Origin of the sequence: Paracoccus marcusii, assembly GCF_028621715.1 — a bacterium.
In the GTDB taxonomy this organism is placed as follows: Bacteria; Pseudomonadota; Alphaproteobacteria; order Rhodobacterales; family Rhodobacteraceae; genus Paracoccus; species Paracoccus marcusii.
This window is the reverse complement of the sequence record NZ_CP117466.1, coordinates 692,501-718,135: the sequence shown is the minus strand read 5'-3', so window position 1 is coordinate 718,135 and position 25,635 is coordinate 692,501. Positions and strand designations below refer to the sequence as shown.

The 25,635-nt window shown below is 68.5% G+C and carries 25 protein-coding genes (1 of these 25 running past the window's edge); 14 read left to right on the top strand and 11 right to left on the bottom strand.

Translation table 11 applies throughout. The features are described 5' to 3' along the window. Positions 1-85: 85 nt before the first annotated feature. Both PRL19_RS03525 and PRL19_RS03520 read left to right on the top strand, forming a co-directional pair. On the top strand, positions 86-1,402 hold the full coding sequence (locus PRL19_RS03525; protein WP_139599439.1) for an MFS transporter: 1,317 nt from the start codon (positions 86-88) through the stop codon (positions 1,400-1,402). Positions 1,403-1,459: 57 nt separating this feature from the next. Beyond that, complete coding sequence (locus PRL19_RS03520; protein WP_148910561.1) at positions 1,460-2,431, top strand: glutathione S-transferase family protein; 972 nt, start codon at positions 1,460-1,462, stop codon at positions 2,429-2,431. A 164-nt stretch (positions 2,432-2,595) separates the two neighbouring features. Here the strand turns inward: PRL19_RS03520 and PRL19_RS03515 are convergent, their stop codons facing one another. Beyond that, complete coding sequence (locus PRL19_RS03515) at positions 2,596-3,282, bottom strand: response regulator transcription factor (protein WP_127897427.1); 687 nt, start codon at positions 3,280-3,282, stop codon at positions 2,596-2,598. A 135-nt stretch (positions 3,283-3,417) separates the two neighbouring features. Here PRL19_RS03515 and ribA point away from each other — a divergent pair, with 135 nt between their 5' ends. Together ribA and PRL19_RS03505 are read left to right on the top strand one after the other, a co-directional pair. Then, on the top strand, positions 3,418-4,476 hold the full coding sequence (ribA, locus tag PRL19_RS03510) for a GTP cyclohydrolase II (RefSeq protein ID WP_273743890.1): 1,059 nt from the start codon (positions 3,418-3,420) through the stop codon (positions 4,474-4,476). Between the two features lie 5 nt (positions 4,477-4,481). Further along, positions 4,482-4,958 (top strand): L,D-transpeptidase family protein, encoded by a 477-nt coding sequence (locus PRL19_RS03505; RefSeq protein WP_273744447.1) that lies wholly within the window; start codon positions 4,482-4,484, stop codon positions 4,956-4,958. Here PRL19_RS03505 and PRL19_RS03500 read toward each other — a convergent pair. After that, positions 4,946-5,605, bottom strand: a complete 660-nt coding sequence (locus PRL19_RS03500; protein WP_148910559.1) for a YggS family pyridoxal phosphate-dependent enzyme — start codon at positions 5,603-5,605, stop codon at positions 4,946-4,948. The two genes, PRL19_RS03505 and PRL19_RS03500, sit on opposite strands and share 13 nt — an antisense overlap. A 72-nt stretch (positions 5,606-5,677) precedes the next feature. Further along, positions 5,678-6,691, bottom strand: a complete 1,014-nt coding sequence (locus PRL19_RS03495) for a porin (RefSeq protein WP_273743888.1) — start codon at positions 6,689-6,691, stop codon at positions 5,678-5,680. A 292-nt stretch (positions 6,692-6,983) separates the two neighbouring features. Here PRL19_RS03495 and PRL19_RS03490 point away from each other — a divergent pair, with 292 nt between their 5' ends. The 5 genes from PRL19_RS03490 (at position 6,984) to PRL19_RS03470 (ending at position 12,840) form a co-directional block, all read left to right on the top strand. Beyond that, positions 6,984-7,460: a DUF3576 domain-containing protein gene (locus tag PRL19_RS03490; protein ID WP_045983147.1), complete on the top strand. Its 477-nt coding sequence runs from the start codon at positions 6,984-6,986 to the stop codon at positions 7,458-7,460. 160 nt (positions 7,461-7,620) lie between these two features. Then, a complete protein-coding gene (gene leuS, locus PRL19_RS03485; protein ID WP_273743887.1) occupies positions 7,621-10,158 on the top strand; it encodes a leucine--tRNA ligase in 2,538 nt (845 codons plus the stop codon). Continuing rightward, complete coding sequence (gene lptE, locus PRL19_RS03480; protein WP_139599434.1) at positions 10,145-10,639, top strand: LPS assembly lipoprotein LptE; 495 nt, start codon at positions 10,145-10,147, stop codon at positions 10,637-10,639. The genes leuS and lptE overlap by 14 nt, the downstream gene beginning before the upstream one ends. Before the next feature lie 3 nt (positions 10,640-10,642). Then, positions 10,643-11,671, top strand: a complete 1,029-nt coding sequence (gene holA, locus PRL19_RS03475; protein ID WP_045983144.1) for a DNA polymerase III subunit delta — start codon at positions 10,643-10,645, stop codon at positions 11,669-11,671. Positions 11,672-11,709: 38 nt separating this feature from the next. Continuing rightward, entirely contained in the window at positions 11,710-12,840 is a 1,131-nt protein-coding gene (locus PRL19_RS03470) for a TIGR03862 family flavoprotein (RefSeq protein ID WP_273744446.1), read from the top strand. Here the strand turns inward: PRL19_RS03470 and PRL19_RS03465 are convergent. The 3 genes from PRL19_RS03465 to PRL19_RS03455 form a co-directional block, all read right to left on the bottom strand. Then, positions 12,837-13,424, bottom strand: a complete 588-nt coding sequence (locus PRL19_RS03465) for a glutathione S-transferase family protein (protein WP_046000383.1) — start codon at positions 13,422-13,424, stop codon at positions 12,837-12,839. The two genes, PRL19_RS03470 and PRL19_RS03465, sit on opposite strands and share 4 nt — an antisense overlap. 52 nt (positions 13,425-13,476) lie before the next feature. After that, positions 13,477-14,061, bottom strand: coding sequence for a transglycosylase SLT domain-containing protein (locus tag PRL19_RS03460; RefSeq protein WP_045983142.1), 585 nt, complete (start codon positions 14,059-14,061; stop codon positions 13,477-13,479). 95 nt (positions 14,062-14,156) lie between these two features. After that, positions 14,157-14,525, bottom strand: a complete 369-nt coding sequence (locus PRL19_RS03455) for a winged helix-turn-helix domain-containing protein (protein ID WP_045983141.1) — start codon at positions 14,523-14,525, stop codon at positions 14,157-14,159. 129 nt (positions 14,526-14,654) lie between these two features. Here PRL19_RS03455 and PRL19_RS03450 point away from each other — a divergent pair, with 129 nt between their 5' ends. Further along, positions 14,655-15,836 carry an acetyl-CoA C-acyltransferase family protein gene (locus PRL19_RS03450; RefSeq protein ID WP_273743885.1) on the top strand — a complete coding sequence of 394 codons (1,182 nt, stop codon included), beginning with the start codon at positions 14,655-14,657 and terminating at the stop codon, positions 15,834-15,836. 127 nt (positions 15,837-15,963) lie between these two features. Beyond that, positions 15,964-17,715, top strand: a complete 1,752-nt coding sequence (locus PRL19_RS03445) for an L-lactate permease (RefSeq protein ID WP_273743884.1) — start codon at positions 15,964-15,966, stop codon at positions 17,713-17,715. Between the two features lie 341 nt (positions 17,716-18,056). Here the strand turns inward: PRL19_RS03445 and PRL19_RS03440 are convergent, their stop codons facing one another. From PRL19_RS03440 to PRL19_RS03420, 5 genes are all read right to left on the bottom strand, one after another. Continuing rightward, entirely contained in the window at positions 18,057-18,659 is a 603-nt protein-coding gene (locus tag PRL19_RS03440; protein WP_273743883.1) for a queuosine precursor transporter, read from the bottom strand. Between the two features lie 93 nt (positions 18,660-18,752). Next, positions 18,753-19,670, bottom strand: a complete 918-nt coding sequence (locus PRL19_RS03435; RefSeq protein WP_273743882.1) for an esterase-like activity of phytase family protein — start codon at positions 19,668-19,670, stop codon at positions 18,753-18,755. Continuing rightward, a complete protein-coding gene (gene mepA, locus PRL19_RS03430) occupies positions 19,643-20,506 on the bottom strand; it encodes a penicillin-insensitive murein endopeptidase (protein ID WP_273743881.1) in 864 nt (287 codons plus the stop codon). The genes PRL19_RS03435 and mepA overlap by 28 nt, the downstream gene beginning before the upstream one ends. Next, positions 20,503-21,873 carry an MFS transporter gene (locus PRL19_RS03425; RefSeq protein WP_273743879.1) on the bottom strand — a complete coding sequence of 457 codons (1,371 nt, stop codon included), beginning with the start codon at positions 21,871-21,873 and terminating at the stop codon, positions 20,503-20,505. Before PRL19_RS03425 ends, mepA begins: the two co-directional genes overlap by 4 nt. Positions 21,874-21,915: 42 nt before the next feature. Continuing rightward, complete coding sequence (locus PRL19_RS03420) at positions 21,916-22,476, bottom strand: acyl-CoA thioesterase (protein WP_045983134.1); 561 nt, start codon at positions 22,474-22,476, stop codon at positions 21,916-21,918. A 178-nt stretch (positions 22,477-22,654) separates the two neighbouring features. Between PRL19_RS03420 and PRL19_RS03415 the strand changes: the two genes are divergently transcribed. The 3 genes from PRL19_RS03415 to msrP form a co-directional block, all read left to right on the top strand. After that, entirely contained in the window at positions 22,655-22,948 is a 294-nt protein-coding gene (locus PRL19_RS03415) for a YggT family protein (protein ID WP_045983133.1), read from the top strand. Continuing rightward, a complete protein-coding gene (gene recQ, locus PRL19_RS03410) occupies positions 22,948-24,984 on the top strand; it encodes a DNA helicase RecQ (protein ID WP_273743878.1) in 2,037 nt (678 codons plus the stop codon). The genes PRL19_RS03415 and recQ overlap by 1 nt, the downstream gene beginning before the upstream one ends. 138 nt (positions 24,985-25,122) lie before the next feature. Next, positions 25,123-25,635, top strand: the 5' portion of a protein-coding gene (gene msrP / locus PRL19_RS03405) for a protein-methionine-sulfoxide reductase catalytic subunit MsrP (protein ID WP_273743877.1). The gene runs 399 nt beyond the window's last position; only the first 513 of its 912 coding nucleotides appear in the window; the start codon lies at positions 25,123-25,125; its stop codon lies off the right edge, out of view.

The following is a 25,635-nucleotide window of genomic DNA, read 5'->3' as shown; positions in this document are numbered from 1 at the left end:
GCGCGACCCCGGCCTGTCGAGGCGCAGGCTTGCCATATGATCCCCGCGCGCTATGCAAGGGGCTGTTGGGACAAGGGGGACGGCCATGAAACTGACCATCGACGAGGCGCTGACGCGCGGCGGCACAGGCCGGTTCCAGTGGCGCCTGCTGGGCATCTTCGGCCTGGTCTGGGCGGCGGACGCGATGCAGGTGATCGCGGTGGGTTTCGCCGCACCCTCGGTCGCCGCGACCTTCGGCCTGGAGCGGGTGACCGCGCTGCAGATCGGGACGGTGTTCTTCCTGGGCATGTTCGTCGGCGCCTTTGCCTTCGGCCGACTGGCCGACCGGATCGGGCGCAAATGGGTGCTGATCGGCACCGTCGCGATGGACGCGGTGTTCGGGCTGGCATCGGTGATGGCCGGCGATTTCACCTGGCTGCTGATCCTGCGGTTCCTGACCGGGGTCGCGGTGGGCGGCACTCTGCCCGTCGACTATGCGATGATGGCCGAATTCCTGCCGCCCAGGAACCGCGGCCGCTGGCTGGTCTGGCTGGAGGGGTTCTGGGCGGTGGGCACCATCGTCGTGGCCCTGACGGCCTGGGCCGCCGCCAGCATGGGGGCCGTCGCGCCGTGGCGCTGGATCTTCCTGGTCGCGGCGATGCCGGCGCTGATCGGGTTCTTCCTGCGGTTCTGGATCCCGGAATCGCCCATGTACCTGGTCCGCAAGGGCCGCCAGGCCGAGGCGCGCGCCGTCATCGACCGCGTGCTGGCCGTGAACGGCGCGATGCCGCTGCCCGCCAACGCGCATCTGCGTCCCGCACCGGTGCCGTCGGGAGGTGCCGCGTCGATCATGGCGGCCCCGCTGCGGCGCGCGACCATCGGCGTGCTGGCGGTGTGGTTCCTGGTGTCGCTGTCCTATTACGGGGTCTTTGTCTGGGTGCCGGGACAGCTGGCGACCGAAGGCTTCGGCTTCGTGCGCGGATACGGCTTCCTGGTAATCCTGGCACTGGCGCAGGTGCCCGGGTACGCGCTGGCGGCCTGGGGGGTCGAGGCGGTGGGCCGTCGCCCCACGCTGGCGGCCTTTCTGGTCCTGTCGGCCCTGGGCTGCGGCCTGTTCGCCCTGGCCAGCAGCCCCGCCCTGGTCGCAACGGCCCTGATCGTGATGAGCTTTGCGCTGCTGGGCACCTGGGGCGCGCTCTATGCGTTCACGCCGGAACTCTATCCAACGCATCTGCGCGGCACGGGCATGGGCACGGCCAGCGCGGTCGCCCGCCTGGGCGGCATCCTGGCGCCCAGCCTGCTGGCCGTCGTCTTTGCGCGCGGCTTTGGCTTGGCCATCGGCAGTTTCGCCGTGCTGCTGCTGCTGGCGGCGGCGGCCCTGCTGCTGATCCGCATCGAGACCCGCGACCGCGCCATCGGGTGACGGGGAACAAGGCGGCCCCCCGCCCGTTGCCCCGTCACATCACCGAAAGGAGTTCACATGGGCCAGCTGGTCGACGGCGTCTGGAAGGACGAATGGTATGACACCGACAGTACCGGGGGAGAGTTCAAGCGCGACACGGCCAAGTTCCGCAATTGGGTGACCTCGGACGGGCAGGCGGGGCCGACGGGCCAGGGCGGGTTCGCGGCCGAATCGGGACGCTATCACCTCTATGTCAGCCATGCCTGTCCCTGGGCGCATCGCACGATGATCTTCCGCGCGCTGAAGGGTCTGGAGGATCACATCGACATCTCGGTCGTCCACCCCGAGATGCTGAGCGAGGGATGGGAATTCCGCACCGATTTCGACGGCGCCACGGGCGACCGGCAGTTCGGCCTGGACTATCTGCGCCAGGTCTATCTGAAGGACACGCCCGACATGTCGGGACGCGTCACCGTCCCCGTCCTGTGGGACCGCCAGACCGGCCGGATCGTGTCGAACGAAAGCGCCGACATCATCCGCATGTTCAACAGCGCCTTTGACGGCGTGACCGGCAACACGGACGATTACTGGCCCCAACCCCTGCGCGCCCGCATCAAGGCGATCAACGACCGCGTCTATGACACCGTCAACAATGGCGTCTACAAGGCGGGCTTCGCCACCACCCAAGAGGCCTATGACAAGGCGGTCCATCCGCTGTTCGACAGCCTGGACGGGATCGAGGGGCTGCTGGCCGAACACCGCTATCTGACCGGCGACCGCATCACCGAGGCCGACTGGCGGCTGTTCACCACCATCGTCCGGTTCGATGCCGTCTATCACACGCATTTCAAGTGCAACCGCCGCCGCATCGTCGACTATCCGAACCTGTGGGGCTGGGCACGCGAGCTGTACCAGTGGCCGGGCGTCGCCCGGACGATCCATCCGGATCATTTCATGCGGCACTACTACTACAGCCACGACATGATCAATCCGCACCGCATCGTGCCCATCGGTCCGGACGCGGACTGGACCGCGCCGCACGGGCGCTGACCGGACGGCCGTCCAAAAAAGAAGCCCCGGCGCAGGGAACGCCGGGGCAGAACAGAGAGGGAGGGGTGTGGCCGCATCCGCCGACCACTGGGCTTCGGGGACAGAACGTCACATCAGGGCTTGGGTTCCCGGCAAAGTTGTCTGCGCAGGAACCCGCCGATGCCTCAGGCGACCAGGCGATAGCCGCCCGATTCCGTGACCAGAAGGCGCGCGTTCGACGGATCCGGCTCGATCTTCTGGCGCAGGCGATAGATGTGCGTCTCCAGCGTGTGCGTGGTCACGCCCGCGTTGTATCCCCAGACCTCGTGCAGCAGCACGTCGCGGGCCACCACCCCGTCCTGCGCGCGGTACAGGAACTTGAGGATGTTGGTCTCCTTCTCGGTCAGGCGGATCTTGCGGTCCTTGGCGTCGATCAGCATCTTCATCGACGGCTTGAACGTGTACGGCCCAAGCTGGAAGATCGCGTCCTCGGACTGTTCATGCGTGCGCAGCTGGGCGCGCAGGCGGGCCAGCAGGACCGGGAACTTGAAGGGCTTGGTGACATAGTCGTTGGCGCCCGCATCCAGGCCCAGGATCGTGTCGGCATCGGTGTCATGCCCGGTCAGCATCACGATGGGGCATTTGACGTTCAGCTTGCGCAGCTTCTTGCACAGCTCGCGCCCGTCGGTATCGGGCAGGCCGACATCCAGGACCACCAGGTCAAAGATCGCGTTCTTGGTGGCTTCGACCGCCTCGGCGCCGCTGCCGGCCTCGGTCACGTCGAAATCGTCGGTCGCGACCAGCTGTTCGGCCAAGGCCTCGCGCAGGTCTTCCTCGTCATCGACAAGCAGGATCTTCTTCAGTCCGGCCATGGTTGCCTCCTTTGCGTCATTGCGCAATGAGTTGGGCGTCGCAGCCCGGACCGTCCAGCACCATGTGCGAATCCTCACATGGAGTTGTCGGATTGGTGCGTTATGTTTCAGACTGTTTCAAGAATGCGTGGCCCCATGAGCCTGATCCCGACCCTGCCCGAGACCATCGCCCGCGCGCGCGCCGACCTGCGCATGGGCCTGCCGGTGGCGTTTGGCGACCATCTTGCGGCCGCGGTCGAGACGCTGTCGCCCGCGCGTCTGGCCGATCTGCGCGCGCTTGGCCCCGCCGTCCTGGCCCTGACCGGACGGCGGGCCGAAACGCTCAAGGCGCGCGCCTATGACGGCGATCTGGCGCGGGTTGCGCTGCCCGTGGGGGCCGATCTGGCGTGGCTGCGGGCGTTGGCCGATCCCGCAGGCGACCTGATGACCCCGATGAAGGGACCACTGACCACCCTGCGCGACGGCGATGCGGGACCCCATCGCGCGGCGCTGGCGCTGGCGAAATCGGCGCAGCTGCTGCCTGCCATGCTGATGGTCGCGGCCCCCGCGCCGCCGGGCCTGACGCGCCTGCCTCCGGGTCCGGTTCTTGCGCAGCTTGCAGCCGAGGCCGCGATGGCCCCGGTCGCGGCAGCGCGCCTGCCACTGTTGTCGGCGGAGCGGTCGCGGCTGCACATCTTCCGTCCCGATGACGGTGGAGAGGAGCATTACGCGATCGAGATCGGCGACCCGCCCCGCGATGCGCCCGTCCTGGCGCGGCTGCATTCGGCCTGTTTCACGGGCGACGTGCTGGGCAGCCTGAAATGCGATTGCGGGCCGCAGCTGAACGCCGCGCTGGCCGCGATGGGGCAGGCGGGGGCGGGGGTGCTGCTGTACCTGAACCAGGAGGGGCGGGGCATCGGGCTGGCCAACAAGATGCGCGCCTATGACCTGCAGAACCAGGGCTTTGACACGGTCGAGGCGAACCACCGCCTGGGATTCGAGGATGACGAGCGCGACTTCCGCATCGGCGCGGCGCTGCTGCGACGGTTGGGTTTCGGCGCCGTGCACCTGATGACCAACAACCCGCGCAAGGTGGCGATGATGCAGGCCCACGGCATCGCGGTCCCCGAACGGGTTCCGCTGGTCGTGCCGCGCAACCGTCACAACACCGGCTATCTGGATGTGAAGGCCGAAAAGTCGGGGCATCTGCTGTGACCGGCATGGTGCTGACCCCGCAGGGGCTGCGTTTTCTGGGCCGCGTCATTCCCTGCAGCATCGGCCGCGCCGGGATCACCCCCGCCAAGCGCGAGGGCGATCACGCCACCCCTTCGGGCCGCCATCGCATCACCGGGCTGTGGTACCGCCCGGACCGCTTGGCCCGCCCCGCGCCTTGGGCGCGGGTGATCGGGCCGGGCGATCTATGGTGTGACGATCCGGGCCATGCGGCCTATAACCAGCACGCCCGCGCGCCGGTTGCGGCCAGCCACGAACGGCTGCGCCGCGCCGACCCGCTGTACGATGTGATCCTGACGACGGACTGGAATGCGGATGCGGTTCCGGGGCGGGGATCCGCGATCTTCTTGCACCAGTGGCGCCGCCCCGGTTTCGGGACCGAAGGCTGCATCGCCTTTGCCCGCCGGGACCTGATGTGGATCGCGCGTCACGCGCCCCCGGGCACGCCGCTTTACGTGCCCTGAGCGTTCCGCGCCCCGAAGATCGCCGACCCCACGCGGACATGGGTCGCGCCATGGGCGATGGCGGTCTCGAAATCGGCGCTCATGCCCATCGACAGGCCGGGCAGGCCGTGGTCGCGCGCCAGGTCGCGCAGCAGGGTGAAATGCGGTGCCGGATCCTCGCCGTCGGGCGGGATGCACATCAGGCCCTCAGGCGACAGCGACAGCTCGGCGCACAACGCCAGGAAGCCGGGCAGCTCATCCGCCAGGATGCCGGCCTTTTGCGGCTCATCCCCGGTGTTGACCTGCACGAACAGCTGCGGGCGACGGCCCTGTTCGGCCATCTGCGCGGCCAGCTTGCGGGCCAGCGTCACGCGGTCCAGCGTGTGGATCGCGTCGAACAGCTGCACGGCGGCCCGCGCCTTGTTCGATTGCAGCGGCCCGATCATGTGGACCGACACGCCCGGATGCGCCGCGGTCCAGGCAGGCCACTTGGCCTGCGCCTCCTGGACGTAGTTCTCTCCGAAGACGGTGTGGCCCGCGGCCAGAACGCCCTCGACCCGTTCGGAAGGTTGCAGTTTGCTGACCGCGATCAGCGTGACGCTGCCCGGTGCGCGCCCTGCGGCGGATTCGGCCGCGCGGATGCGGCGGGTGATGTCGTCCAGTCCCATGATCCCACCTGACAAAAAGAAAAGAGCGGGCGCAAGGCCCGCTCTTTCCATATGACGTCTGACCGCGAGGGATCAGAAGTTGAACTGCACGCCCATGTCGGCGGTGATGTTCTCGTTGTAGCCGCGCTGAACCGAACCGGCCAGCATGGCGCCGCCCAGGTCGTACGAGCCGCCGATACCGAACGCGTTGTCGGTTTCGTTGGAATCTGCGCTGTTGTTGGCGACATAGCCGTTGATGGTGGTCAGCGGAGCAACCTCGTAGCTGCCGTACAGCGTGATGGTCTTGCCCAGGTCCGAGTCGTCGCCCAGCACTTCACCGTTGTCGATGTACAGCAGGCCGATGTCGGTCTTGTCGTTGAACGCGTATTCCGCGCCAAGCAGATACTGGTCGTTGTCGTCGATGCCTGCGCCGTTCTTCACGTAGGCTGCCGACAGCGTCACCGAGTCATTCCAGACATAGTCGGCCGAGACGCTGTATTCTTTTTCGTCATCGCCACCAAGGCCATCATAAACCTGGTCGGGATCGACGACCGAGGCGCGCAGGTTCACACCGGCGACGGCGTACTTGACCATGACGCCCATGTAGTCGTTGCGACGCTGGTTGGTCAGGTCGACCGTGTTGTCATAAGACGGGTAGCCGTCGGTGTTGAATGCGAAGAAGTCGCCGCGCGAGTTGCCGAACGAACGCGAGTAGACGCCGATTTCCGAGTTGTACAGCAGGGCAGCCGAGTCGTAGGCGGTGTTCGAGTTACCGATTTCCACGGTCAGGCCGCTGGCGGTCACGTAGACATAGCCGGGTGCGACGGTGGTTTCGTCATCGCCCTGGTCCCACTGGATGCGGATCCGGCCACCGAAGTCGACGCCCTGGTCGGTCGAGGTCGTCGCGTCGATGTTCATGCGCAGGCGCGACTGGACGATCGCCTCGCTGGCGGTGTAGACATCGCCGTCATCCGTAACGATCGCACCGCGCACGCCGTCTTCTTGGTACAGCACGCCGGTACGGCCATAACCCGAGATGGTGACGTCTGCAGCGGCGATACCCGCGGTCAGGACCAGCGCGGTCGAGGCGATAAGTGCCTTCTTCATGGTGTGTTCCCTCTTGTCTCTCTGTTGCCCAAGCCAGCTGTCCCGCCCTGGGTATGCAATTTGTTTCACTCTTTCGCGATTGTGATGCAACGGAATCACGCGTCTGCTGTTTTCTTTGCCCATTTCCGTGATGCACTTGGGCCACACCTGCCCCGACCGCCCTGTCCGGACAGGCCCCGCGTCGGGCGAACTGACGGGGTCCGCGCCTCAAGTCGCTTGTTTCGCGGCGCCGATCCGGGCTAATGCTGACCCAAAGAGATTGTACCACTGAACTGACCTCCGGGGGACTGGGATGACCTATGCACGCGCCACGCGCCTGATGATCGTCACGACGCTGTGCGCGGGCCTGGCGGCCTGCGGCAACGGCACGACGGAAAACGCGGGCCCCACCCCCGACCGCGACATGCGCCCGTCCGAGCGGGGCACCCTGATCCAGGACCTGTTCATCCGGTCGGGCAACCCGGACCAGATGGTCGGGGTGAACAAGTACCTGTGGAACGCCAGCCTGGACGTGCTGAACTTTCTCCCGGTGCAGACGGTCGATCCGTTCACCGGCGTGATCCAGACCGGCTACGGCACGCCTCCGGGCGGGGGGCGGTCCTATCGTGCGACGATCCAGATCAGCGACCCGGCGTTGGATGCGCGCAGCCTGCGCCTGGCGCTGCAGGGGCCGGGCGGCGCCGCGGTCGAGGCGGGCACCGTCCGCGCGGTCGAGGATGCCATCCTGACCCGCGCCCGCCAGCTGCGCATCCAGGACGGCCGCCTGTAAGGTCGCGTCCGCGCAGCGGGGGCCCGATCGCGGGGCATCCGGCGGTGTTTCGCGATGCCCGCGGGCGGTCGCATTCGACGGGCTCCGGTCGGCCGCATCTGGACCCGCACAGGCGGGGCGTATAGACCCTGCGGGCAACGAATGATGCCCGAGGTTCCCCATGCCCTATGATCCCGCGACAAGCGAAGCCCGTTGGCAGACGGCCTGGGCCGATGCCGACGCCTTTGCCGCCGTCCGCGACGAGCGCCCGAAATACTATGTGCTGGAGATGTTCCCCTATCCGTCGGGGCGCATCCACATGGGCCATGTGCGCAACTATGCGATGGGCGACGTGGTCGCGCGGTTCAAGCGGGCGCAGGGGTTCAGCGTGCTGCACCCGATGGGCTGGGACGCCTTCGGCATGCCCGCGGAGAACGCCGCGATGGAGCAGGGCGGTCATCCCCGCGACTGGACCTATGCCAACATCGAGACCATGCGCGAGCAGCTGAAGCCCCTGGGCCTGTCCATCGACTGGAGCCGCGAATTCGCGACCTGCGACGACGCCTATGTGGCGCAGCAGCAGGCGCTGTTCCTGGACATGCTGGACGCGGGCCTGATCACGCGCAAGTCGGCGCAGGTGAACTGGGACCCGGTCGACATGACCGTGCTGGCCAATGAACAGGTGATCGACGGCAAGGGCTGGCGGTCGGGCGCCACGGTGGAACGGCGCGAGCTGACGCAGTGGTTCTTCAGGATCAGCGATTACAGCGACGAGTTGCTGGAGGCGCTGGACGGGCTGACGGGCTGGCCCGAGAAGGTTCGCCTGATGCAGGCCAACTGGATCGGCCGGTCGCGCGGGCTGCAGTTCACGTTCCGCACGGTCGATGCGCCGGCGGGCCATGAGGCGATCGAGGTCTATACGACCCGTCCCGACACGCTGATGGGCGCCAGCTTCGTCGCGCTGTCGCCGGATCATCCCCTGGTCAAGGAGCTGGCGGCCAGCCGCCCCGAGATCGAGGCCTTCCGCGAGGAATGCCGCAGGATCGGCACGACCGAGGAAGCCATCGAGACCGCCCCCAAGCTGGGCTTCGACACCGGCCTGACCGTCGCGCATCCGCTGGACCCCGACTGGCGCCTGCCGATCTGGATCGCGAATTTCGTGTTGATGGATTACGGCACCGGCGCGATCTTCGGCAGCCCGGCGCATGACGAGCGTGACCACGAATTCGCGCGCAAGTACGGCCTGCCCATCCGCGCGACCTTTGGTCAGCCCGGCATGACGCAGGAACAGGCAGACGCACTGGTGGCGGATGCGCCCTTCGTGCCTGCCAAGACCGAACCCGTGACCTATGTCCGCGGCTTCAGCGGCGCGGCCGATCAGACCGGAGAGGCCGCCGTGGACGCCGCCATCGCCCATGCGGAAAGCGCGGGATACGGCGAGGGCGTGACCAAGTTCCGCCTGCGCGACTGGGGCATCTCGCGCCAGCGCTATTGGGGCTGCCCGATCCCGGTCCTGCATTGTGACAGCTGCGGGACCGTGCCCGAGGCGAAAGCGAACCTGCCCGTGCTGCTGCCGCAGGACGTAACCTTCGACGTGCCGGGCAATCCGCTGGACCGCCACCCGACCTGGCGTCAGGCGACCTGCCCCAAATGCGGAGGCGCGGCGCGGCGCGAGACCGACACGATGGACACCTTCGTCGATTCGTCGTGGTATTACGCGCGCTTCACCTCGCCGGGGGCGGCGACGCCGACCGACCGGGCGGATGCGAAATACTGGATGAACGTCGACCAGTATATCGGCGGCGTCGAACACGCGATCCTGCACCTGCTCTATTCGCGCTTCTTTGCCCGCGCGATGGTCAAGACGGGCCACCTGCCCGAGACGGCACGAGAGCCGTTCGACGCGCTGTTCACGCAAGGCATGGTCACGCACGAGATCTATCGCACCACCGACGACCGGGGGCGCCCGGTCTATCACCTGCCCGAGGACGTGAACGACGGGCGTCTGGCCGACGGCACCGCGGTCGAGGTGATCCCGTCCGCGAAGATGTCGAAATCCAAGAAGAACGTCGTCGATCCGGTCAGCATCGTCGAAAGTTTCGGCGCGGATACCGCACGGTGGTTCATGCTGTCGGACAGCCCGCCCGAACGCGACGTCGAATGGACCGCCGCCGGAGCGGAGGCCGCGTTCAAGTTCCTGTCCCGCGTCTGGCGCCTAGCCGACGAGGTTCCCGAAGGGGGCGACGATGCCGACCTGACGCGCACGGCGCACCGCGCCATCGCGGATGTCACCAAGGCGATCGAGGGCTTTGCCTTCAACAAGGCGGTCGCGAAACTCTATGAACTGGCCAACGCTGTAGCGAAATCGCAGGCCGGGGGCGAGGCGCGCCGCGCGGCCCTGCGGATCATGGCCCAGCTGATGGCGCCGATGGTGCCGCACCTGGCCGAAGAGGTCTGGTCGAAATCGGGCGGGCAGGGCATGGTGGTCGATGCGGGCTGGCCAAAGGCGGACCCGGCCCTGCTGGAGGACGACAGCGTGACCCTTCCGATCCAGATCAACGGCAAGCGCCGGGCCGAGATCACCGTTCCCAAGACCATGCACAAGTCCGAAATCGAGGCGCTGGTGCTGGCCGACGACACCGTGCTGCGGTTCCTGGACGGGGCGGCGGTCAAGAAGCTGATCGTGGTGCCGGGGCGGATCGTCAATGTGGTCGCCTGATCGCCGCGCGGTCCTGCTGGGGCTGCTGGCCGTCTCGGGGCTGGCGGCCTGCGGGCTGTCGCCGGTCTATGGGCCGGGCGGCGGGGGCGGCAAGCTGTTCGGCAAGGTCCGCCCGCGCGACCCGGACACGCCGCTGGACTTCGTCTTCAACCGGCGCCTGGCCGAACGGTTGGGCCCCGAGGACGCGGCAGTCTATGACCTGGATTACCGCATCAGCGCGGGCGTCGTCGCGCAGGCCATCACGCCCGATGAGGTCACGACCCGCTATTCGCTGAACGGCACCGCCGATTTCGCGCTGACCGGGCCGGGGGGTGCGGTGATCACCCAGGGACGCGTCAGCAGCTTCACGTCCTATTCCACCACCGGGACCACGATCTCGACCCTGGCGGCCGAGGGCGACGCGCGCGAGCGGTTGGCGCTGATGCTGGCCGATCAGGTGGTCACGCGCCTGCTGGCGGCCGCATCCGGCCTGCCGGACTGATCCATGCTGCTGAAGGGGGCCGAGATCGCGCGCTATCTGGCCCGCCCCGACCCCTCGCGGCCGGGGGTGCTGATCTATGGGCAGGACGCGATGCGCGTGGCGCTGAAGCGGGCCGAGGTCGTGCGCGCCCTGACCGGCGAGAAGGCCGACGAGGAGATGCGGCTGACCCGGATGCCCGGCGCGGGCCTGAAGAAGGACCCCGCCCAGCTGATCGACGCGGTGCGCGAGGTGGGGTTCTTTCCCGGCCCCCGCGTGGTCGTGGTCGAGGACACACCCGACCTGGCCACCGACGCGATCCGCGATGCGCTGACAGGCTGGCGGCAGGGGGATGCGGTGATCGTGGTCACGGCGGCAAGCCTGTCCAAGTCGTCATCCCTGCGGCGCCTGTTCGAGACGCATGGCCAGGCGGTGACCGCCCCCATCTATGACGATCCTCCCTCCGAGGACGAGATCGGCCGCTGGCTGGCGGATGCCGGCCTGCGCGAGGTGCCGCGGGACGCGATGCGCGAACTGGGTCTTCTGGCGCGCGCGCTGGACCCCGGCGATCTGCGCCAGACGGTCGAGAAGATCGGCCTGTACAAGTACCAGGACCCCGCCCCCCTGACGGTCGAGGAGATCGCCATGCTGGCGCCCGCCACGATCGAGGCCGACCTGGACGAGCTGATCCACACCGTCGCCGAACGCCGCGAGGCCGATTTCGGCCCGCTGATGCGGCGGATCGAACAGCAGGGGATCGCGCCCGTCACCCTGTGCATCGGCGCGCTGCGCCATTTCCGCACGCTGCACCTGGCCGCTGCCGACCCGGCGGGGCCGGGGGTGGCGCTGGCCCGCGCGCGCCCGCCCGTCTTCGGCCCCCGCCGCGACCGCATGACCCGCCAGGCGCAAAGCTGGGGCATGGGCCCGCTGGAGGAGGCGGTGTCGCTGCTGCTGTCGACCGACATGACGCTGCGGTCCGCCAGCCGCGCGCCGCAGATGCCGCTGGTGGAACGCGCGCTGCTGCGCCTTGCGATGAAGCCGCGGGGGCGGCGGTGACCCTTGCCCTGGTGATCGGGGCCGGACCTGCCGGGCTGATGGCGGCCGAGGCGCTGATGGCGCCCGGCCGTCAGGTGGTGGTGGTCGACGCGATGCCCACGCCCGCCCGCAAGTTCCTGATGGCCGGGAAATCCGGCCTGAACCTGACCCGCGACGAACCGCTGGCGGCCTTTGGCGCCCAGATCGCCGCGTCGGACAGGCGCGATTATCTGGCGACCGATGCGGGGGCGTTCGGCCCGCAGGCGGTGCGGGATTGGGCCCAGGGCCTGGGCATCGCTCTGTTCGCGGGATCGACGGGCCGGGTGTTTCCGGTGGGCATGAAGGCCTCGCCCCTGCTGCGGGCCTGGCTGGCGCGGCTGCGCGCGGGCGGGGTCGAGCTGCGGTCGCGCTGGCGATGGGTCGGGCTGGGCGGTGGCTTTGCCTTCGACACGCCCGACGGTCGCCGGGTGCTGCAGCCCGATGTGACGGTGCTGGCCCTGGGCGGGGCCAGCTGGCCGCGGCTGGGGTCGGATGCGACCTGGGTGCCGATCCTGGCAGAGGCCGGTGTCGCCATCGCGCCGTTTCGTCCGGCCAACATGGGGTTCCGGGTCGACTGGTCGCCCGCGATGGCGCGGCTGCACGGCGCGCCGGTCAAGGGCGTCGCGATCCGCGCAGGCGACAGCGTCAGCCGCGGCGAATGGGTCATCACCCCCGATGGGATCGAGGGCGGGGGCGTCTATGCCGTCGCGGCCCCGATCCGCGACGGGCAGGCGGCCCATGTCGATCTGGCCCCCGACCTGGACCACGCGTCCCTGGCGCGGCGCTTTGCGCAGCCGCGCGGCAAGCTGAGCCTGGGCAACTGGTTGCGCCGCATCCTGGGCGATCCGGCGCGGGTGGGCCTGCTGCTGGAATGGGGGCGCCCCCTGCCGGACAGCGCCGAGGGCTGGGCCGCGCGGGCCAAGGCGCTGCCGCTTTGCCATGTGGGGCCGATGGGGCTGGACCGGGCGATCTCGTCGGCCGGGGGCATCCGGTCGGAGGCGCTGACGTTTGAGCTTGAACTGCGCGCCCTGCCCGGCGTCTTTGCCGCCGGAGAGATGCTGGACTGGGAGGCGCCGACAGGCGGCTATCTGCTAACCACCTGCCTTGCCACGGGGCTGCGCGCGGGGCAGGCCGCAGCCCGCAGGCTCTAGCGTGCCATGGCCCGCTGATAGGCGGGGCGCTGGCGGATGCGGTCCAGGTATTCGGTCAGGCGGTGTTCGACGATCGGGAACCGCGCCGACAGCGCCCAGTCGAGGCAATGCGCCAGGATCAGGTCGGGCACGGTCATCCGCTCTCCCATCAGATAGGGGCCGTCGGACATGCGGTGGACCAGGGTCTTCTGGCTGGCCTCGAATTCCCACCGCAGGGTGTTCTTGATCGCGCCAAGTCGCATCTCCTCGGGCAGGATGAAGCTGTGGCGCGCGGCCAGCCACAATGCCGCGTCGAATTCGTCCAGCAGGAACTGGGTCAGGCTGTCCTGACGCGCCCGGTCCAGGGTGCCCGCCGGGTGGGTCAGATCGCCGTGGCGATCGGCCAGATAGGTCAGGATCGCGGTCGAATCGGTGATCGGCGTGCCGTCGTCGATCAGGACCGGAACCTTGCCTGCCGGGTTGAACTGGGCCACGCCGTCGCTGCGCGGATTGGCGGGAATGTGGTCGTAAGGCTGTCCCAGCTCCTCCAGCATCCACAGGACGCGCAGGGCGCGGGACTTGGCGGTGCCGATGACGCGGTACATGGGGATCCTCCTGGCCGTTGGACGGACAGAAGGCCCCAGCCCCCGCGCCGCGTCAAGCGCGGCGGCAGCCGACCAGCTGCTGGCGGTACATCTCGGACCGCTGGCCCACGGATCCGGCCACGCGCATCAGCCAGCTTTTCTGGCGATAGCTGCCGCGGGCAAAGCCGCTGCGGCCTTCGTGATAGGCCAGGTACTGCGACGCGGCGTCGTTCTTGGACAGGCCAAGCCGCTGCTGGCTGCCATGCATGTACCAGCCCATGAAGTCGGTCGCGTCGCGGATGCTGTCGCGCCGGGCGCGGCGGTTGCCGGTCTCGCGCTGGTACTCCTCCCAAGTGCCGTCCAGGGCCTGGGAATAGCCGAAGGCGCTGCTTTGGCGGCCGATGGGAATGACGCCAAGCGCGTATTGATGCGGGGTGCGCGCATCGCCGATGAATTTCGATTCCTGGTACAGGGTCGCCATCTGAACATGGACCGGCACGCCCCATTTGCGTTCGGTCTGGCGCATGGCGCGCAGATAGGCGGGTCGTTCCGACGTGATCGCGCACGCATTGTCCAGCTGCCGCGGCGCGCTGAAGTTCCCGCCGCCCCCGCATGAGGCGACCAGCCCGACAATGGCCAGCTTCAGTAGCCTGTTCATCCTGCCCTCGTTCTCTTGTTTTGCGGACAGTCTACGCAAATTCACCCGCCTGTGAAATCACAAAGCCGGAAGCGGGGCACCGACCGGCCGATGGATCAGCCCGATCCCTCGGGCCGCAGCAGGGCGTTCAGCGCCATCAGATCCGCGGCCCCCGCATCCAGCAACAGCGATTCCAGCGCCCGGTAATGGGCCAGGACCTGCTGTCCGGTGGGGGTGACGGTCGCGCCGCCGCCCCCCGCCCCGCCGCGCGCGCTGTCGATGACGGGGTCGGCAAAGGCGGTGTTCATCTCCTCGACCAGGGTCCAGGCGCGCTTGTAGCTCATCCCCATCTCGCGCGCGGCGGCCGAGATCGAGCCGAGCCGCCCGATCCGCGCCAGCAGCTCGGCCTTGCCCGGCCCCAGGATCAGGGGCGAGTCGTATTCCAGGCGCAGCTTGATGCGCAGCCGGGGGCCGGTCTGGGTCATGGGATCTCTCTCGTTATTCCTGCGCAACATAGCGCCTTGCGCGGAGGCATGCAATTTGCCGCGACGGCACGGTTGCGGGACGCGGGCAGCGCGCCCAGACTGTCGCCAAAGGCAAGAGGAGGCCCATCCATGTCCGCATCCGATATCGTCATCCTGTCCGGCGCGCGCACCGCCATCGGCACCTTCGGGGGCAGCCTGGCCGCGGTTCCGCCGATTCAGCTGGCCGCCACCGTCACCCGCGCCGCGCTGGATCGCGCGGGCGTCGCCCCCGACCGGATCGGGCAGGTGGTCTTCGGCCATGTGATCAACACCGAACCCCGCGACATGTACCTGTCCCGCGTGGCCATGCTGGAGGCGGGCATCCCGCACACCACGCCCGCGATGAACGTGAACCGTCTGTGCGGGTCGGGCGCGCAGGCCATCGTGTCGGCGGCGCAGGCGCTGATGCTGGGCGACGGCGATTTCGCGGTCGCGGGCGGCGCCGAGAGCATGAGCCGGGCGCCCTATGTCGTGCCCTCGGCGCGGTTCGGGGCCAAGATGGGGGACCAGGTCATGCTGGACATGATGACCGGCGCGCTGACCTGCCCGATGGGCACGGGCCACATGGGCGTCACGGCGGAGAACGTGGCCGCCGAACATGACATCACCCGCGAACAGCAGGACGCATTCGCGATGGAATCGCAGCGTCGCGCCGCGGCGGCGATCGCTGCGGGCCATTTCAAGGATCAGATCGTCCCGGTCGAGGTCAAGTCGCGCAAGGGCATGGTGGCCTTCGACACGGACGAGCACCCCAAGGACACCAGCCTGGAGAAGCTGGCGGGCCTGAAGGCCGTGTTCCAGAAGGGCGGCAGCGTGACCGCGGGCAATGCCAGCGGCATCAACGACGGCGCCGCGGCCTTGGTCCTGGCACGGGCGGATGCCGCCGAACGCGCTGGCCTGACCCCGCGGGCGCGCATCCTGGGCTATGCCGTGGCCGGCGTGCGCCCCGAGGTGATGGGCATCGGACCGGTCTCCGCGGTCGAGGCGCTGATGGCCCGCACCGGGCTGAAGGCCGGCGATTTCGACGTGATCGAATCGAACGAGGCCTTTGCCGCCCAGGCCCTGGCGGTGAACAAGGGCCTGGGGCTGGATCCGGCCCGCGTGAACCCCAATGGCGGCGCCATCGCCCTGGGCCATCCGGTCGGCGCCACCGGCGCGATCCTGATGGTCAAGGCCATCCACGAGCTGGAGCGGACGGGTGGGCGCACCGCGCTGATCACCATGTGCATCGGCGGCGGCCAGGGCATCGCCATCGCGATCCGCCGCGACTGACGCACCGTTCCGACACCGTTTGCGCAACCGGTCTGGTTTCCAGACCGGTTTTTTCTTGCTTTCCGCCGTGAACCTGTCCCGAATGATGCGGACAATTCGAGGAGGAGTTGGGGTGTCACAGGGAATAATGTTCATTGCCGCGGCCTTGCCCGTCGCGGTGGTGTTTGTGTTGCTGGTCGTCATGCGACGGTCGGCCAAGCTGTCGATGATGACCGCCTATGTGGTCACGGTGCTTCTGGCACTGTTCCTGTGGGGGGCGCCGCTGGCGCGGGTCGCGGGGGCCACGGTCAACGGGCTGGTGACGGCGGTGACGTTGCTCTACATCGTGTTCGGGGCGATCCTGCTGCTGTACACGGTGCAAGAATCGGGCGCGATCCGCACGATCCGGCGCGGGTTCATGGACATCTCGCCCGACCGGCGCATCCAGGCGATCATCATCGCATGGATGTTCGGGTCGATGATCGAGGGCGCGTCCGGGTTCGGCACGCCGGCCGCCGTGGCGGCGCCGCTGCTGCTGGCGATCGGCTTTCCGGCCATGGCCGCGGTCATGGTCACGCTGATCATCCAGTCGACGCCCGTGTCCTTCGGCGCGGTCGGCACGCCGATGCTGGTCGGCATCAACACCGGCCTGTCCAACAGCCCCGAGGTCGCTAGCGCCATCGCGCCCCTGACCCTGGCCGAATACGTGCCGGTGGTGGCCGCGCAGGTCGCGCTGGTCCATGCGCTGGTGGGCGTGCTGATCCCGCTGCTGATGGTCGGCATGCTGACGCGGTTCTTCGGCACCGAGCGGAGCTTTGCCAAGGGCTTTCGCGCGTGGAAGTTCGCGATCTTTGCCGGGCTGGCCTTCACGATGCCCTATCTGCTGGTCGCGCGCATCCTGGGACCGGAATTCCCGTCCCTGCTGGGCGGGCTGATCGGCCTGATGATCGTGGTGCCGGCCGCGCGGGCCGGTTGGTTCATGCCGTCCGACAGGTTCGACTTTCCGGCACGCGCCCAGTGGGACGAAGGCTGGCAGGGCAACATCGAACCCGACCAGGCCGAACTGGGCCCCGATGACCGCCGCATCGGCCTGCTGACGGCATGGATGCCCTATGTCATCGTCGCGGCGCTGCTGGTGCTGACGCGGACCATCGCGCCGCTGAAGGCGTGGCTGACCGGGCCGGACACCACGCTGGCGCTGCGCGACCTGTTCGGGTCGGGCATCAACGCGACCGCGCAGTTCGCCTATTCGCCGGGGACGGTGATGATCATCGCATCCCTGATCTCGGTCGCGCTGTTCCGCATGCGGGGCAGCGATTACGGCCGGGCCTGGGCGATCTCGGGCCGCACGATGCTGGCCGCGGCGCCCGCGCTGCTGCTGGCGGTGCCGATGGTGCAGGTGTTCATCAACTCGGGCTCGGAGGGCGTGGCGTCCATGCCGATCACCCTGGCCGAGGGGATGGCCGCGGCGACCGGTGCCAGCTGGCCCTTGTTCGCACCGATCGTGGGCGCATTGGGCGCGTTCATCGCGGGATCGAATACCGTGTCGAACATGATGTTCGCGCTGTTCCAGTTCTCGGCCGCGCAGGGCATCGGACTGGATCTTGCGGGGATCACCATCGTGGTGGTGCTGCAGGCCGTGGGCGGCGCTGCGGGCAACATGGTCTGCGTGCACAACGTGGTGGCCGCGTCCGCCGTCGTGGGCCTGACCGACCGCGAGGGCGACATCATCCGCAAGACGCTGATCACCATGGCGTATTACGTGGTGCAGGCGGGCCTGATCGGGATGGCGCTGATCGGCGGCGGGCTGTGGTGGCTGGCGGCGCTGATCTGGGCCGCGATCGTGGTCGGCGCGATGCGCGCCAATCGCGACCGGGCCGCGGTGCCTGTCCGCGCCTGACGCAAGGCTGACGACATCGGTGCGGGCGGTCCTTCGGGGCCGCCCGTTCTCGTTGCGCCGGGCCGCACGGCCGGACACGGTGGCGCAAACCGGACACGGGGGCGCAAAAAGGAACGGGCCGCCCAGCAAGAGGCGGCCCGCGAGATCCAAGGAGATGGTCCGGTTAGGGGCGGACGCAGGTCCGGTCCCAACCAGGGGTGGTGGCCTTTGGGGCTGCCCTCAGGCCGGGGTCCCCCCGACTGTTCCGAAACGTCTCTCCACTATCACTCTAGACACTGGACCACCTCCTTTCAAAAGATTGCTGTATAGGGACAGGCTGACACAGATCGAAATTCTGTCAATTAGCTTTCTGCCCTGTGCCCCAACAAATTGCGGACGATGATGCGGAACGGCACAAGGGCCAGTATCGCCAGACCAAGTTTGACCATCCAGTCGGCAAGTGCCAGCGAAACCCACAGCGGGCTGAACGGTCCCGCGCCAAGCAGCGGAACCGCCTCGTTGGCCCAGCCCGTGTTGGTGTCCGCGGGCAGCACGACCGCAAAGGCGATTCCGAAGAACAGCACCGTGTCCAGCGCCGACCCCAGCAGGGTCGAGACCAGCGGCGCGCGCCACCAGCGCCCGCCGCGCAGCGTGTCGAAGACCTGCACGTCGACCATCTGCGCCACCAGGAAGGCCGCCCCAGACGCGATGGCGATTCGCAGCGTGGTGGCATCCATCCCTGCGGCGATCAGCGACCAGACGACCCCGGTCACGAACCCTGCCAGCACCACGCGGCGCGCGGCGGCGGCGCCGTGGACGCGGTTCATGACGTCCGTGACCAGGAAGGCCAGCGGATAGGTGAAGGCCCCCCAGGTCAGCCAGGTGGCGACCGTGAACTGGACCAGGACGTTCGAGGCCACGACAATGGCGGCCATGGCAAGGATGCCGGGCAGAAAGCGGATCATCGGCGGGTTTCCGTTTTTGCGAAGGTTGCGGAAGAACTCGGCCCCCCGGACGGGTGGGGCAGCGCGCGCCTTACGCCCGCGCGGGCGGTCTTGTCAATTCCGCAGCGCCTGCAGGCCGGTGTCGCGCAGGCGGTATTCGACGATCTCGGTCCGCTGGACGAACAGGAAGTTGTCGTCCGAGATCATGGTGATGCGCATGCCCACGCCGTCGTCCCAGACCGAGATGCCTTCCAGGTTGTCGTATTGCAGGGGCCGCGTCTCCAGCAGGATCTGGTCGTCCTGGATCACCCCCGGCTCCAGCCGCATCCGCCGCACGCGCGAGACAAAGCCCAGGATGCCGCGGAAATCGCGCTCCAGCAGGTAGAACCAGCCGTCGGGCCCGAAATCCGCCCCCACCGCACGCCAGCGCGGATCGCGGCGGATCTGGCCGTATTCCGTCCAGGCGCCGTCGAACGACAGGATGGTGAAGGGCTGGGTTTCCGAACCCGACCGCTCGGGGACGGCGAACAGGGTGCCGTCGTCGTCGATGGCCAGCGCCTCCAGCCCCACGTTCACGCCCATGCCGGGCAGGCGGTCCGGGCGGGGGTGGGTGGTGGCGGGTGTGTCGGGGTGATCATAGGTCGCGACCCGGTCCAGCCCTTCGAAGCTGACATGGATGCGGCCGTCGGGGCCCACCGCGATGCCTTCGCTGTCGCCGGTATAGCCGGGGGGCAGGGGCTGGCCCTTGCTGTCCTTTAGGTTCGTGCGCCCGGCGACGGACATGCCGCGCACCAGGCCCTGGGCATCGCGTTCGATCCGGCCCCAGTACAGGTGCGCCCGGTCGGTCAGGGCGTGGAACCCGGTGCCGTCCGGGCTGATGTCGATCGCCGAGAAGCCGCCGAAGGTCGATTGGTCCATCGTCCAGATATAGGTGCCGACATAATCAAGAACCGCGCCTGCACGGGCAGGCGCGGTGGCAAGGATCGACCCGGCAAGGGCCAGCGTCAGGGCGCCGATGCGACGGTCGAACATTGGGCTGGCAGGTCGCTCATCCGATAGGTGCGGGGGTGGCGATAGTTGGGGTCCGGGGTCGAGGGCTTGGCGCGGCTGGGGTCGATGCGGATGTTGATCCATTCCTGCGCCTCGGCGCAGCCGTCGCCGGCCGGGATCGGGTTCGGCGTCTGGCAGATCGACCCGGCAGGGCAGTTCATGCGGACGTGGAAATGGAAGTCGTGGTTGTTGATGGGGCGGATCTTGCGCAGCCAGTCGCGGTTGCCCGTCTCCATCTGGCACATGGCGACCTTGGCGACGGGATCGACGAAGATGCGTTCGACGCGGGGATCGCGCGCGGCGGCGCGCATGATCGACATGTGCCCGCCCGTCCAGTTGCCCGACAGCGCCGTGCCGCCATTCGCGACGACCGACACGGATGACAGGTTCTCGCGCTGCTGCGGGGACAGGCCCAAGGTCGGGGGCGGCAGCATCCAGATGTCGGCATCCAGCCCCAACTGGTGGCTGGCATGGCCCGAGGTCATCGGTCCGCCGCGCGGCTGGCTGATGTCCCCAATATAGAGGCCCCGCCACCCGGCCTGCTGCGCCGCCCGCGACAGGCCCTGCAGAAAGCCGATCATCTCGGGGTGGCCCCAGTTGCGGTTGCGCGACGGGCGCATGGATTGCCAGCTGGGTCCGCTTTCGGGCATCTGCACCAGGCCCTGTGCGCAACCTTGGGAATAGTTGCCGATCGACACGGCCGGCCCGCCTGACGCCGTGCGGAACGCGCCGAAGACGTCCTTGGCCAGGGATTGGGCCGATGCGGGCAAAGCCAGGCCCATCAGGACGGCGGCGGCGGTCAGGGTCTTGCGGATCACGGGGACGTCTCTCCTTCGGGGTCCACCCACACTAGCAGAACCAGCGCGACAAGAAAGATCACGATCAGGGGAAGAAACCCGATGCGCTGATTCCCGGTCAGGTCGGTCGTCAGCGCGATCAGGAAGGGTGCCAGGAACGCCGTGGCCTTGCCCGACAGCGCGTAAAGCCCGAAACCCTCGGTTGCGCGGTCGGGGGTGGTGTGGCGCACCATCATCGTGCGGCTGGCCGCCTGCAGCGCGCCGCCCGAGCCCCCGATCACCGCCCCGCAGGCAAAGAAGATCAGATCGGGCAGGCGCAGGGTGCCCAGGACCGCATCCGGCGTGGCAATGCCCAGGACGGATGTCCGGTCCATGCCCACCAGCAGCATGCAGACCGCCATCAGCGCCAGGATGCTGGCCACGATCACCGCGCGGGGGCCGAAGGCGCGGTCCGCGCGCCCGCCCAGCCAGCTGATCACCGCCGCCGAGATGGCGCTGACCACCCCGAAGACGCCGGCCAGGAACACCGGCCAGCCCAACACCGTCCCCGCATAGACGCCCCCGAACCCGTACAGCGCGTTCAGCGCGTCGCGCGAGAACATCGACGATGCCAGCCAGGCCGCCAGGCTGCGCCGATGCCGCAGGCTGCGGATCAGCGTCCACAGGTCGCGCAGGGCGCGGCGCACCTGCACCGGCCGGCCCGGCCCCGGTTCGCGGACCCACAGGAAGAACGGGATCATGAAGACCGCGTACCAGATCGCCGTCAGGGGGCCGACGAACCGCGTGCCTTCGCGCATCGCGGGGTCCAGGCCGAACAGGGGCGGGATGCCCAGCAGCGTGCGCCCCGAGGGCGTTTCGGCGAACAGCAGCAGCATCACGGCCAGCGCCGTCACCCCGCCCAGATAGCCGAAGGCATAGCCCGACCCGGACAGGCGGCCGATCTCGTCGCGCGGGGCCAGGGCAGGCAGCATGGCATTGGTGAAGATGGTGGCGAATTCGACCCCGATCAGGCCGATGCCGAACAAGACGATGGCCTGGATCAGCGGCGGCTGGGCGGGGGTCAGGGTCCACAGCCCCGCCGCGCCCACCACGTAGAATGCCGAGAACACCCAGACCCAGGGCATCCGCCGCCCCGAACTGTCCGCGATGGCGCCCAGGACCGGGGCGGCCAGCGCGATGACCGCGCCCGCGATGGCCAGCCCGTATCCCCAAAGCGCCTGCGCCTGCGCCCCGGCCTGCGCGGCATCAAAGCCCTGGGCGATGAAATGCGTGCGCGCGACCTCGGCGAAGTAGATCGAGAAGACGAAGGTCAGCAGCAGCGTGTGATAGGGCTGGCTGGCCCAGTCAAAGAACCACCAGCCCCAGACCCGCCTGCGATCGATCGTCATGTCCGTCCCTCATGGCTTTTCCGTCATAAGGAACAGAGCCCGTCAGAGTGGCAAGTGAAGTTTCGCGTCATCCGGGATGACGGGGGGCCAGGGCCGCGTCGCATCCGCCGCGATCCAGGCCGCGATCCAGTCGGGCAGGGGCGGACTGTCGGGGGCGTGGCCCAGGGCCTCCATGACGCGGGCGGGGGCGACGATCCCCTGGGCCGAGGTCACGGCCGAGCGGATCATCACCTGGTTGCAGCATTCCGTGCCCTTCCACATGGACTGCTCCATATAGACGAAGCGCGCGTCCCAGCCTACCATGCGCGAGATCATGGTGAAGCGTTCGAACGCCCGGACACGGCGGCGATAGCGGGTCGAGTTCCCCGCCACCGTGATGCCCCAGCCATTCGCCCGCAGCACTGGCACCAGCCCGGTCCGCCGCGCCAGCGGGATGCGGCCCAGATCGAACAGGGTCAGGGTGCGGCCGTTGTTCAGCTCCCACCAGGGGTCCAGGTCCCAGGGCCAGCACATATGCGTGGACACATGCGTGCCCAGGGGGTCCAGGGCGGGGGCATTGCGGAACTTGACCAGTTCCTTGGCAAAGCGGATCAGCGGATACATGGAGGGGCCTTTCGTCAGCAGGCCTTTCGGGGGCGGGCCTTTCGTTCTGCCCCGTGGGTGGCCCGTGATCACGCGGGCGTCAAGCCGGACGCGGCGGCATCCGGTCGCGCCCCGCTTGCGTCCCGCCTTACGCGCGGCCATACAGGGCCCGAACGCGCGCGCAGCCAAGGAGACGACCATGGGAACCCTGTACGAAGCCCTGCAACTGATCCTGCAGGTCCTGTGGTTCATCATGATCGTGCACATCATCATGTCCTGGCTGATCAACTTTCAGGTGCTGAACCTGCGCCAGCCGCTGGTCGCGCAGATCTGGGACGGCCTGAACCGGCTGCTGGAGCCGATCTATCGCCCGATCCGGAACATCCTGCCCAATACCGGCGGGCTGGATCTGGCGCCGCTGGTCGTCTTCATCATCATCATCATCGCGCAGCGCGCCCTGGCGAACAACGCGGGCTTCTTCTACGGCATGTGATGTCAACGGACCTGCTGCGCCAGGTCTGGGGATTCGACGGTTTCCGCCCCGGACAGCAAGAGATCGTCGAGGCGGTGGCCGCAGGCCGCGACGTGCTGGCGATCATGCCGACGGGCGGCGGCAAGTCGCTGTGCTTCCAGCTGCCCGCGCTGATGCGCGAAGGCGTGACGGTGGTCATCTCTCCACTGATCGCGCTGATGCGCGATCAAGTGCGCGCGCTGCGCGAAGCGGGGGTCGAGGCGGGCGCACTGACCAGCGGCAACACCGAGGCCGAAACCGACGCGGTGTTTTCGGCCATCTCCGAGGGGCGGCTGAAGGTGCTGTACATGGCGCCCGAACGGCTGGCATCCGGGGGCACGGTGAACCTCTTGCGCCGGGCGGGCGTCACGGCGATCGCGGTGGACGAGGCGCATTGCGTCAGCCAGTGGGGCCATGACTTCCGCCCCGACTATCTGCGCATCGGCGATCTGAAGCGCGCGCTGGACGTGCCGCTGGCGGCGTTCACCGCCACTGCGGACGTGGAAACGCGGGCCGAGATCGTCACCCGCCTGTTCGACGGACAGGCCCCCGTGACCTTCCTGCGCGGCTTCGACCGGCCAAACATCCGGCTGGCCTTCCAGCCCAAGAACAGCCCCCGCACCCAGGTCCTGGCCTATGCCGCCGCGCGCCGGGGTCAGTCGGGCATCATCTATTGCGGCGCCCGCGCGCGGACCGAAAGCCTGGCGCAGGCGCTGCGCGAGGCGGGCCATCCGGCCATCGCCTATCATGCCGGCCTGGAGGCCGAGGCCCGGCGCGAGGCCGAGGCGCGGTTTCAGACCGAGGACGGGCTGATCGTCGTGGCGACCGTGGCCTTTGGAATGGGCATCGACAAGCCCGACATCCGTTGGGTGCTGCATGCCGACCTGCCGAAATCCATCGAGGGGTATTACCAGGAGATCGGGCGTGCGGGCCGCGACGGTGATCCGGCGGATACGCTGACCCTCTACGGTCCCGACGACATCCGCCTGCGCCGCACCCAGATCGACGAGGGCCTGGGCGACAGCGCCCGCAAGGCCGGCGATCATGCACGTCTGAACGCGCTGCTGGGTCTGGCCGAGGCGACAGGATGCCGCCGCCGCCGCCTGCTGGCCTATTTCGGCGAGGAGATGGACCGCGACTGCGGCAATTGCGACTTGTGCCAGAGCCCGCCCAAGCTGTTCGACGGGACGCTGGCGGTCCGCAAGGCGCTGTCGGCGATGGTCCGCACCGGGGAGTGGTTTGGCAGCGGCCACCTGATCGACATCCTGACCGGTACCACCACGGACAAGGTCCGCGAGCGCGGCCATGACCAGCTGCCGACCTTCGGCGTGGGGCGCGAACACGGGCGCGGGCAGTGGCAGGCGATCTTCCGGCAGATGATGGGGCTGGACCTGTGCCGCCCCGACCCCGAACGCCACGGCGCGCTGCACCTGACCGAGACCGCGCATCCGATCCTGCGCGGCGAGGAGAGCGTGACGCTGCGCGAGGACACGACCAAGGGCGCCAAGCCTGCCAACGTCCTGCGCACCCAGGTATCGGAGGAGGACGAGCCCCTTCTGTCCGCGCTGAAGGCCAAGCGGCGCGCCCTGGCCGAGGCGGCGCGCGTGCCGGCCTATGTCATCTTCCCCGACCGCACCCTGATCGAGATGGCCGAGAAGCGGCCGCAGGACCTGGACCAGATGGCGCGGGTCGGCGGCGTGGGCGCAAAGAAGCTGGACAGTTTTGGCCGCGCCTTCCTGGAGGTCATCGCGGGGGCGCAGCCCGAGATGCACCCGGCACGGCGCGCTCTGGCCGGGCGTCCCGAAGGCGCGCTGTTCGACCGGCTGATGGCCGTGCAGCTGGACCTGCAGCGCGGCCCCGACGGCACCGACAAGCCGCTGTCCTGTTCGACCGCCCAGATCAAGCGCATCGCGGAAAGCCGCCCCGCCGGCGTCGATGGACTGGCGCGCCACCTGGACGCGCCGCGCATGGAGCGGTTCGCCGACGCCTTCCGGGCCGAGATCGAGCGCGTCGAATAATTCGCGCCGCGCCTGTAACGAACAGGTGCCCTGCAGCGAACAGTCAACCGAACGTGATGCATCATTTGCGCAACCCCCTGCGTGGATCATGCGATAACGCAGGGGTACCGCCCCGTTGGGGCAGCCCGATCGGAGGACATGATGAAGCTGAACTGGTCTGACGTCACGCCGCACAGGATCTTTCTGGACCGTCGAAAATTCATGGCCGCAGGGGCCGCCGCCGTGGCCCTGCCCGGACTGGTCCGCGCGCAGACGATCAATGCACGCCCGTCCCCGCTGTCGACCGACCAGACGCCGAACACCTTCGAGGAGATCACCAACTACAACAACTTTTACGAATTCGGGACGGGCAAGGAGGATCCGGCGCGCAATGCGGGCGCGCTAACCACCGATCCCTGGTCCGTGGAGGTGGCGGGCCTGGTCGACCGCCCGGGCAGCTATGGTGTCGAGGATCTGGCCCCCGACAACGCGCTGGAGGAACGCATCTATCGCCTGCGCTGCGTCGAGGCGTGGTCGATGGTCGTTCCGTGGATCGGCGTGCCGCTGGCATCCGTGCTGGCCAAGGTCGGCGTCCAGCCCAGTGCCAAGTTCGTCGAGTTCGAGACGCTGGTGCGCCCCGAGGAGATGATCGGTCAGCAACGCGCGATCCTG

What these genes read in the sequence shown, in the direction of transcription:
- PRL19_RS03525 (WP_139599439.1), top strand. Translation starts at nt 86, where the DNA reads ATGAAACTGACCATCGACGAGGCGCTGACGCGCGGCGGCACAGGCCGG.
- PRL19_RS03520 (WP_148910561.1), top strand. Translation starts at nt 1,460, where the DNA reads ATGGGCCAGCTGGTCGACGGCGTCTGGAAGGACGAATGGTATGACACC.
- PRL19_RS03515 (WP_127897427.1), bottom strand. Translation starts at nt 3,282, where the DNA reads ATGGCCGGACTGAAGAAGATCCTGCTTGTCGATGACGAGGAAGACCTG.
- ribA (WP_273743890.1), top strand. Translation starts at nt 3,418, where the DNA reads ATGAGCCTGATCCCGACCCTGCCCGAGACCATCGCCCGCGCGCGCGCC.
- PRL19_RS03505 (WP_273744447.1), top strand. Translation starts at nt 4,482, where the DNA reads ATGGTGCTGACCCCGCAGGGGCTGCGTTTTCTGGGCCGCGTCATTCCC.
- PRL19_RS03500 (WP_148910559.1), bottom strand. Translation starts at nt 5,605, where the DNA reads ATGGGACTGGACGACATCACCCGCCGCATCCGCGCGGCCGAATCCGCC.
- PRL19_RS03495 (WP_273743888.1), bottom strand. Translation starts at nt 6,691, where the DNA reads ATGAAGAAGGCACTTATCGCCTCGACCGCGCTGGTCCTGACCGCGGGT.
- PRL19_RS03490 (WP_045983147.1), top strand. Translation starts at nt 6,984, where the DNA reads ATGACCTATGCACGCGCCACGCGCCTGATGATCGTCACGACGCTGTGC.
- leuS (WP_273743887.1), top strand. Translation starts at nt 7,621, where the DNA reads ATGCCCTATGATCCCGCGACAAGCGAAGCCCGTTGGCAGACGGCCTGG.
- lptE (WP_139599434.1), top strand. Translation starts at nt 10,145, where the DNA reads ATGTGGTCGCCTGATCGCCGCGCGGTCCTGCTGGGGCTGCTGGCCGTC.
- holA (WP_045983144.1), top strand. Translation starts at nt 10,643, where the DNA reads ATGCTGCTGAAGGGGGCCGAGATCGCGCGCTATCTGGCCCGCCCCGAC.
- PRL19_RS03470 (WP_273744446.1), top strand. Translation starts at nt 11,710, where the DNA reads ATGGCGGCCGAGGCGCTGATGGCGCCCGGCCGTCAGGTGGTGGTGGTC.
- PRL19_RS03465 (WP_046000383.1), bottom strand. Translation starts at nt 13,424, where the DNA reads ATGTACCGCGTCATCGGCACCGCCAAGTCCCGCGCCCTGCGCGTCCTG.
- PRL19_RS03460 (WP_045983142.1), bottom strand. Translation starts at nt 14,061, where the DNA reads ATGAACAGGCTACTGAAGCTGGCCATTGTCGGGCTGGTCGCCTCATGC.
- PRL19_RS03455 (WP_045983141.1), bottom strand. Translation starts at nt 14,525, where the DNA reads ATGACCCAGACCGGCCCCCGGCTGCGCATCAAGCTGCGCCTGGAATAC.
- PRL19_RS03450 (WP_273743885.1), top strand. Translation starts at nt 14,655, where the DNA reads ATGTCCGCATCCGATATCGTCATCCTGTCCGGCGCGCGCACCGCCATC.
- PRL19_RS03445 (WP_273743884.1), top strand. Translation starts at nt 15,964, where the DNA reads ATGTTCATTGCCGCGGCCTTGCCCGTCGCGGTGGTGTTTGTGTTGCTG.
- PRL19_RS03440 (WP_273743883.1), bottom strand. Translation starts at nt 18,659, where the DNA reads ATGATCCGCTTTCTGCCCGGCATCCTTGCCATGGCCGCCATTGTCGTG.
- PRL19_RS03435 (WP_273743882.1), bottom strand. Translation starts at nt 19,670, where the DNA reads ATGTTCGACCGTCGCATCGGCGCCCTGACGCTGGCCCTTGCCGGGTCG.
- PRL19_RS03425 (WP_273743879.1), bottom strand. Translation starts at nt 21,873, where the DNA reads ATGACGATCGATCGCAGGCGGGTCTGGGGCTGGTGGTTCTTTGACTGG.
- PRL19_RS03420 (WP_045983134.1), bottom strand. Translation starts at nt 22,476, where the DNA reads ATGTATCCGCTGATCCGCTTTGCCAAGGAACTGGTCAAGTTCCGCAAT.
- PRL19_RS03415 (WP_045983133.1), top strand. Translation starts at nt 22,655, where the DNA reads ATGGGAACCCTGTACGAAGCCCTGCAACTGATCCTGCAGGTCCTGTGG.
- recQ (WP_273743878.1), top strand. Translation starts at nt 22,948, where the DNA reads ATGTCAACGGACCTGCTGCGCCAGGTCTGGGGATTCGACGGTTTCCGC.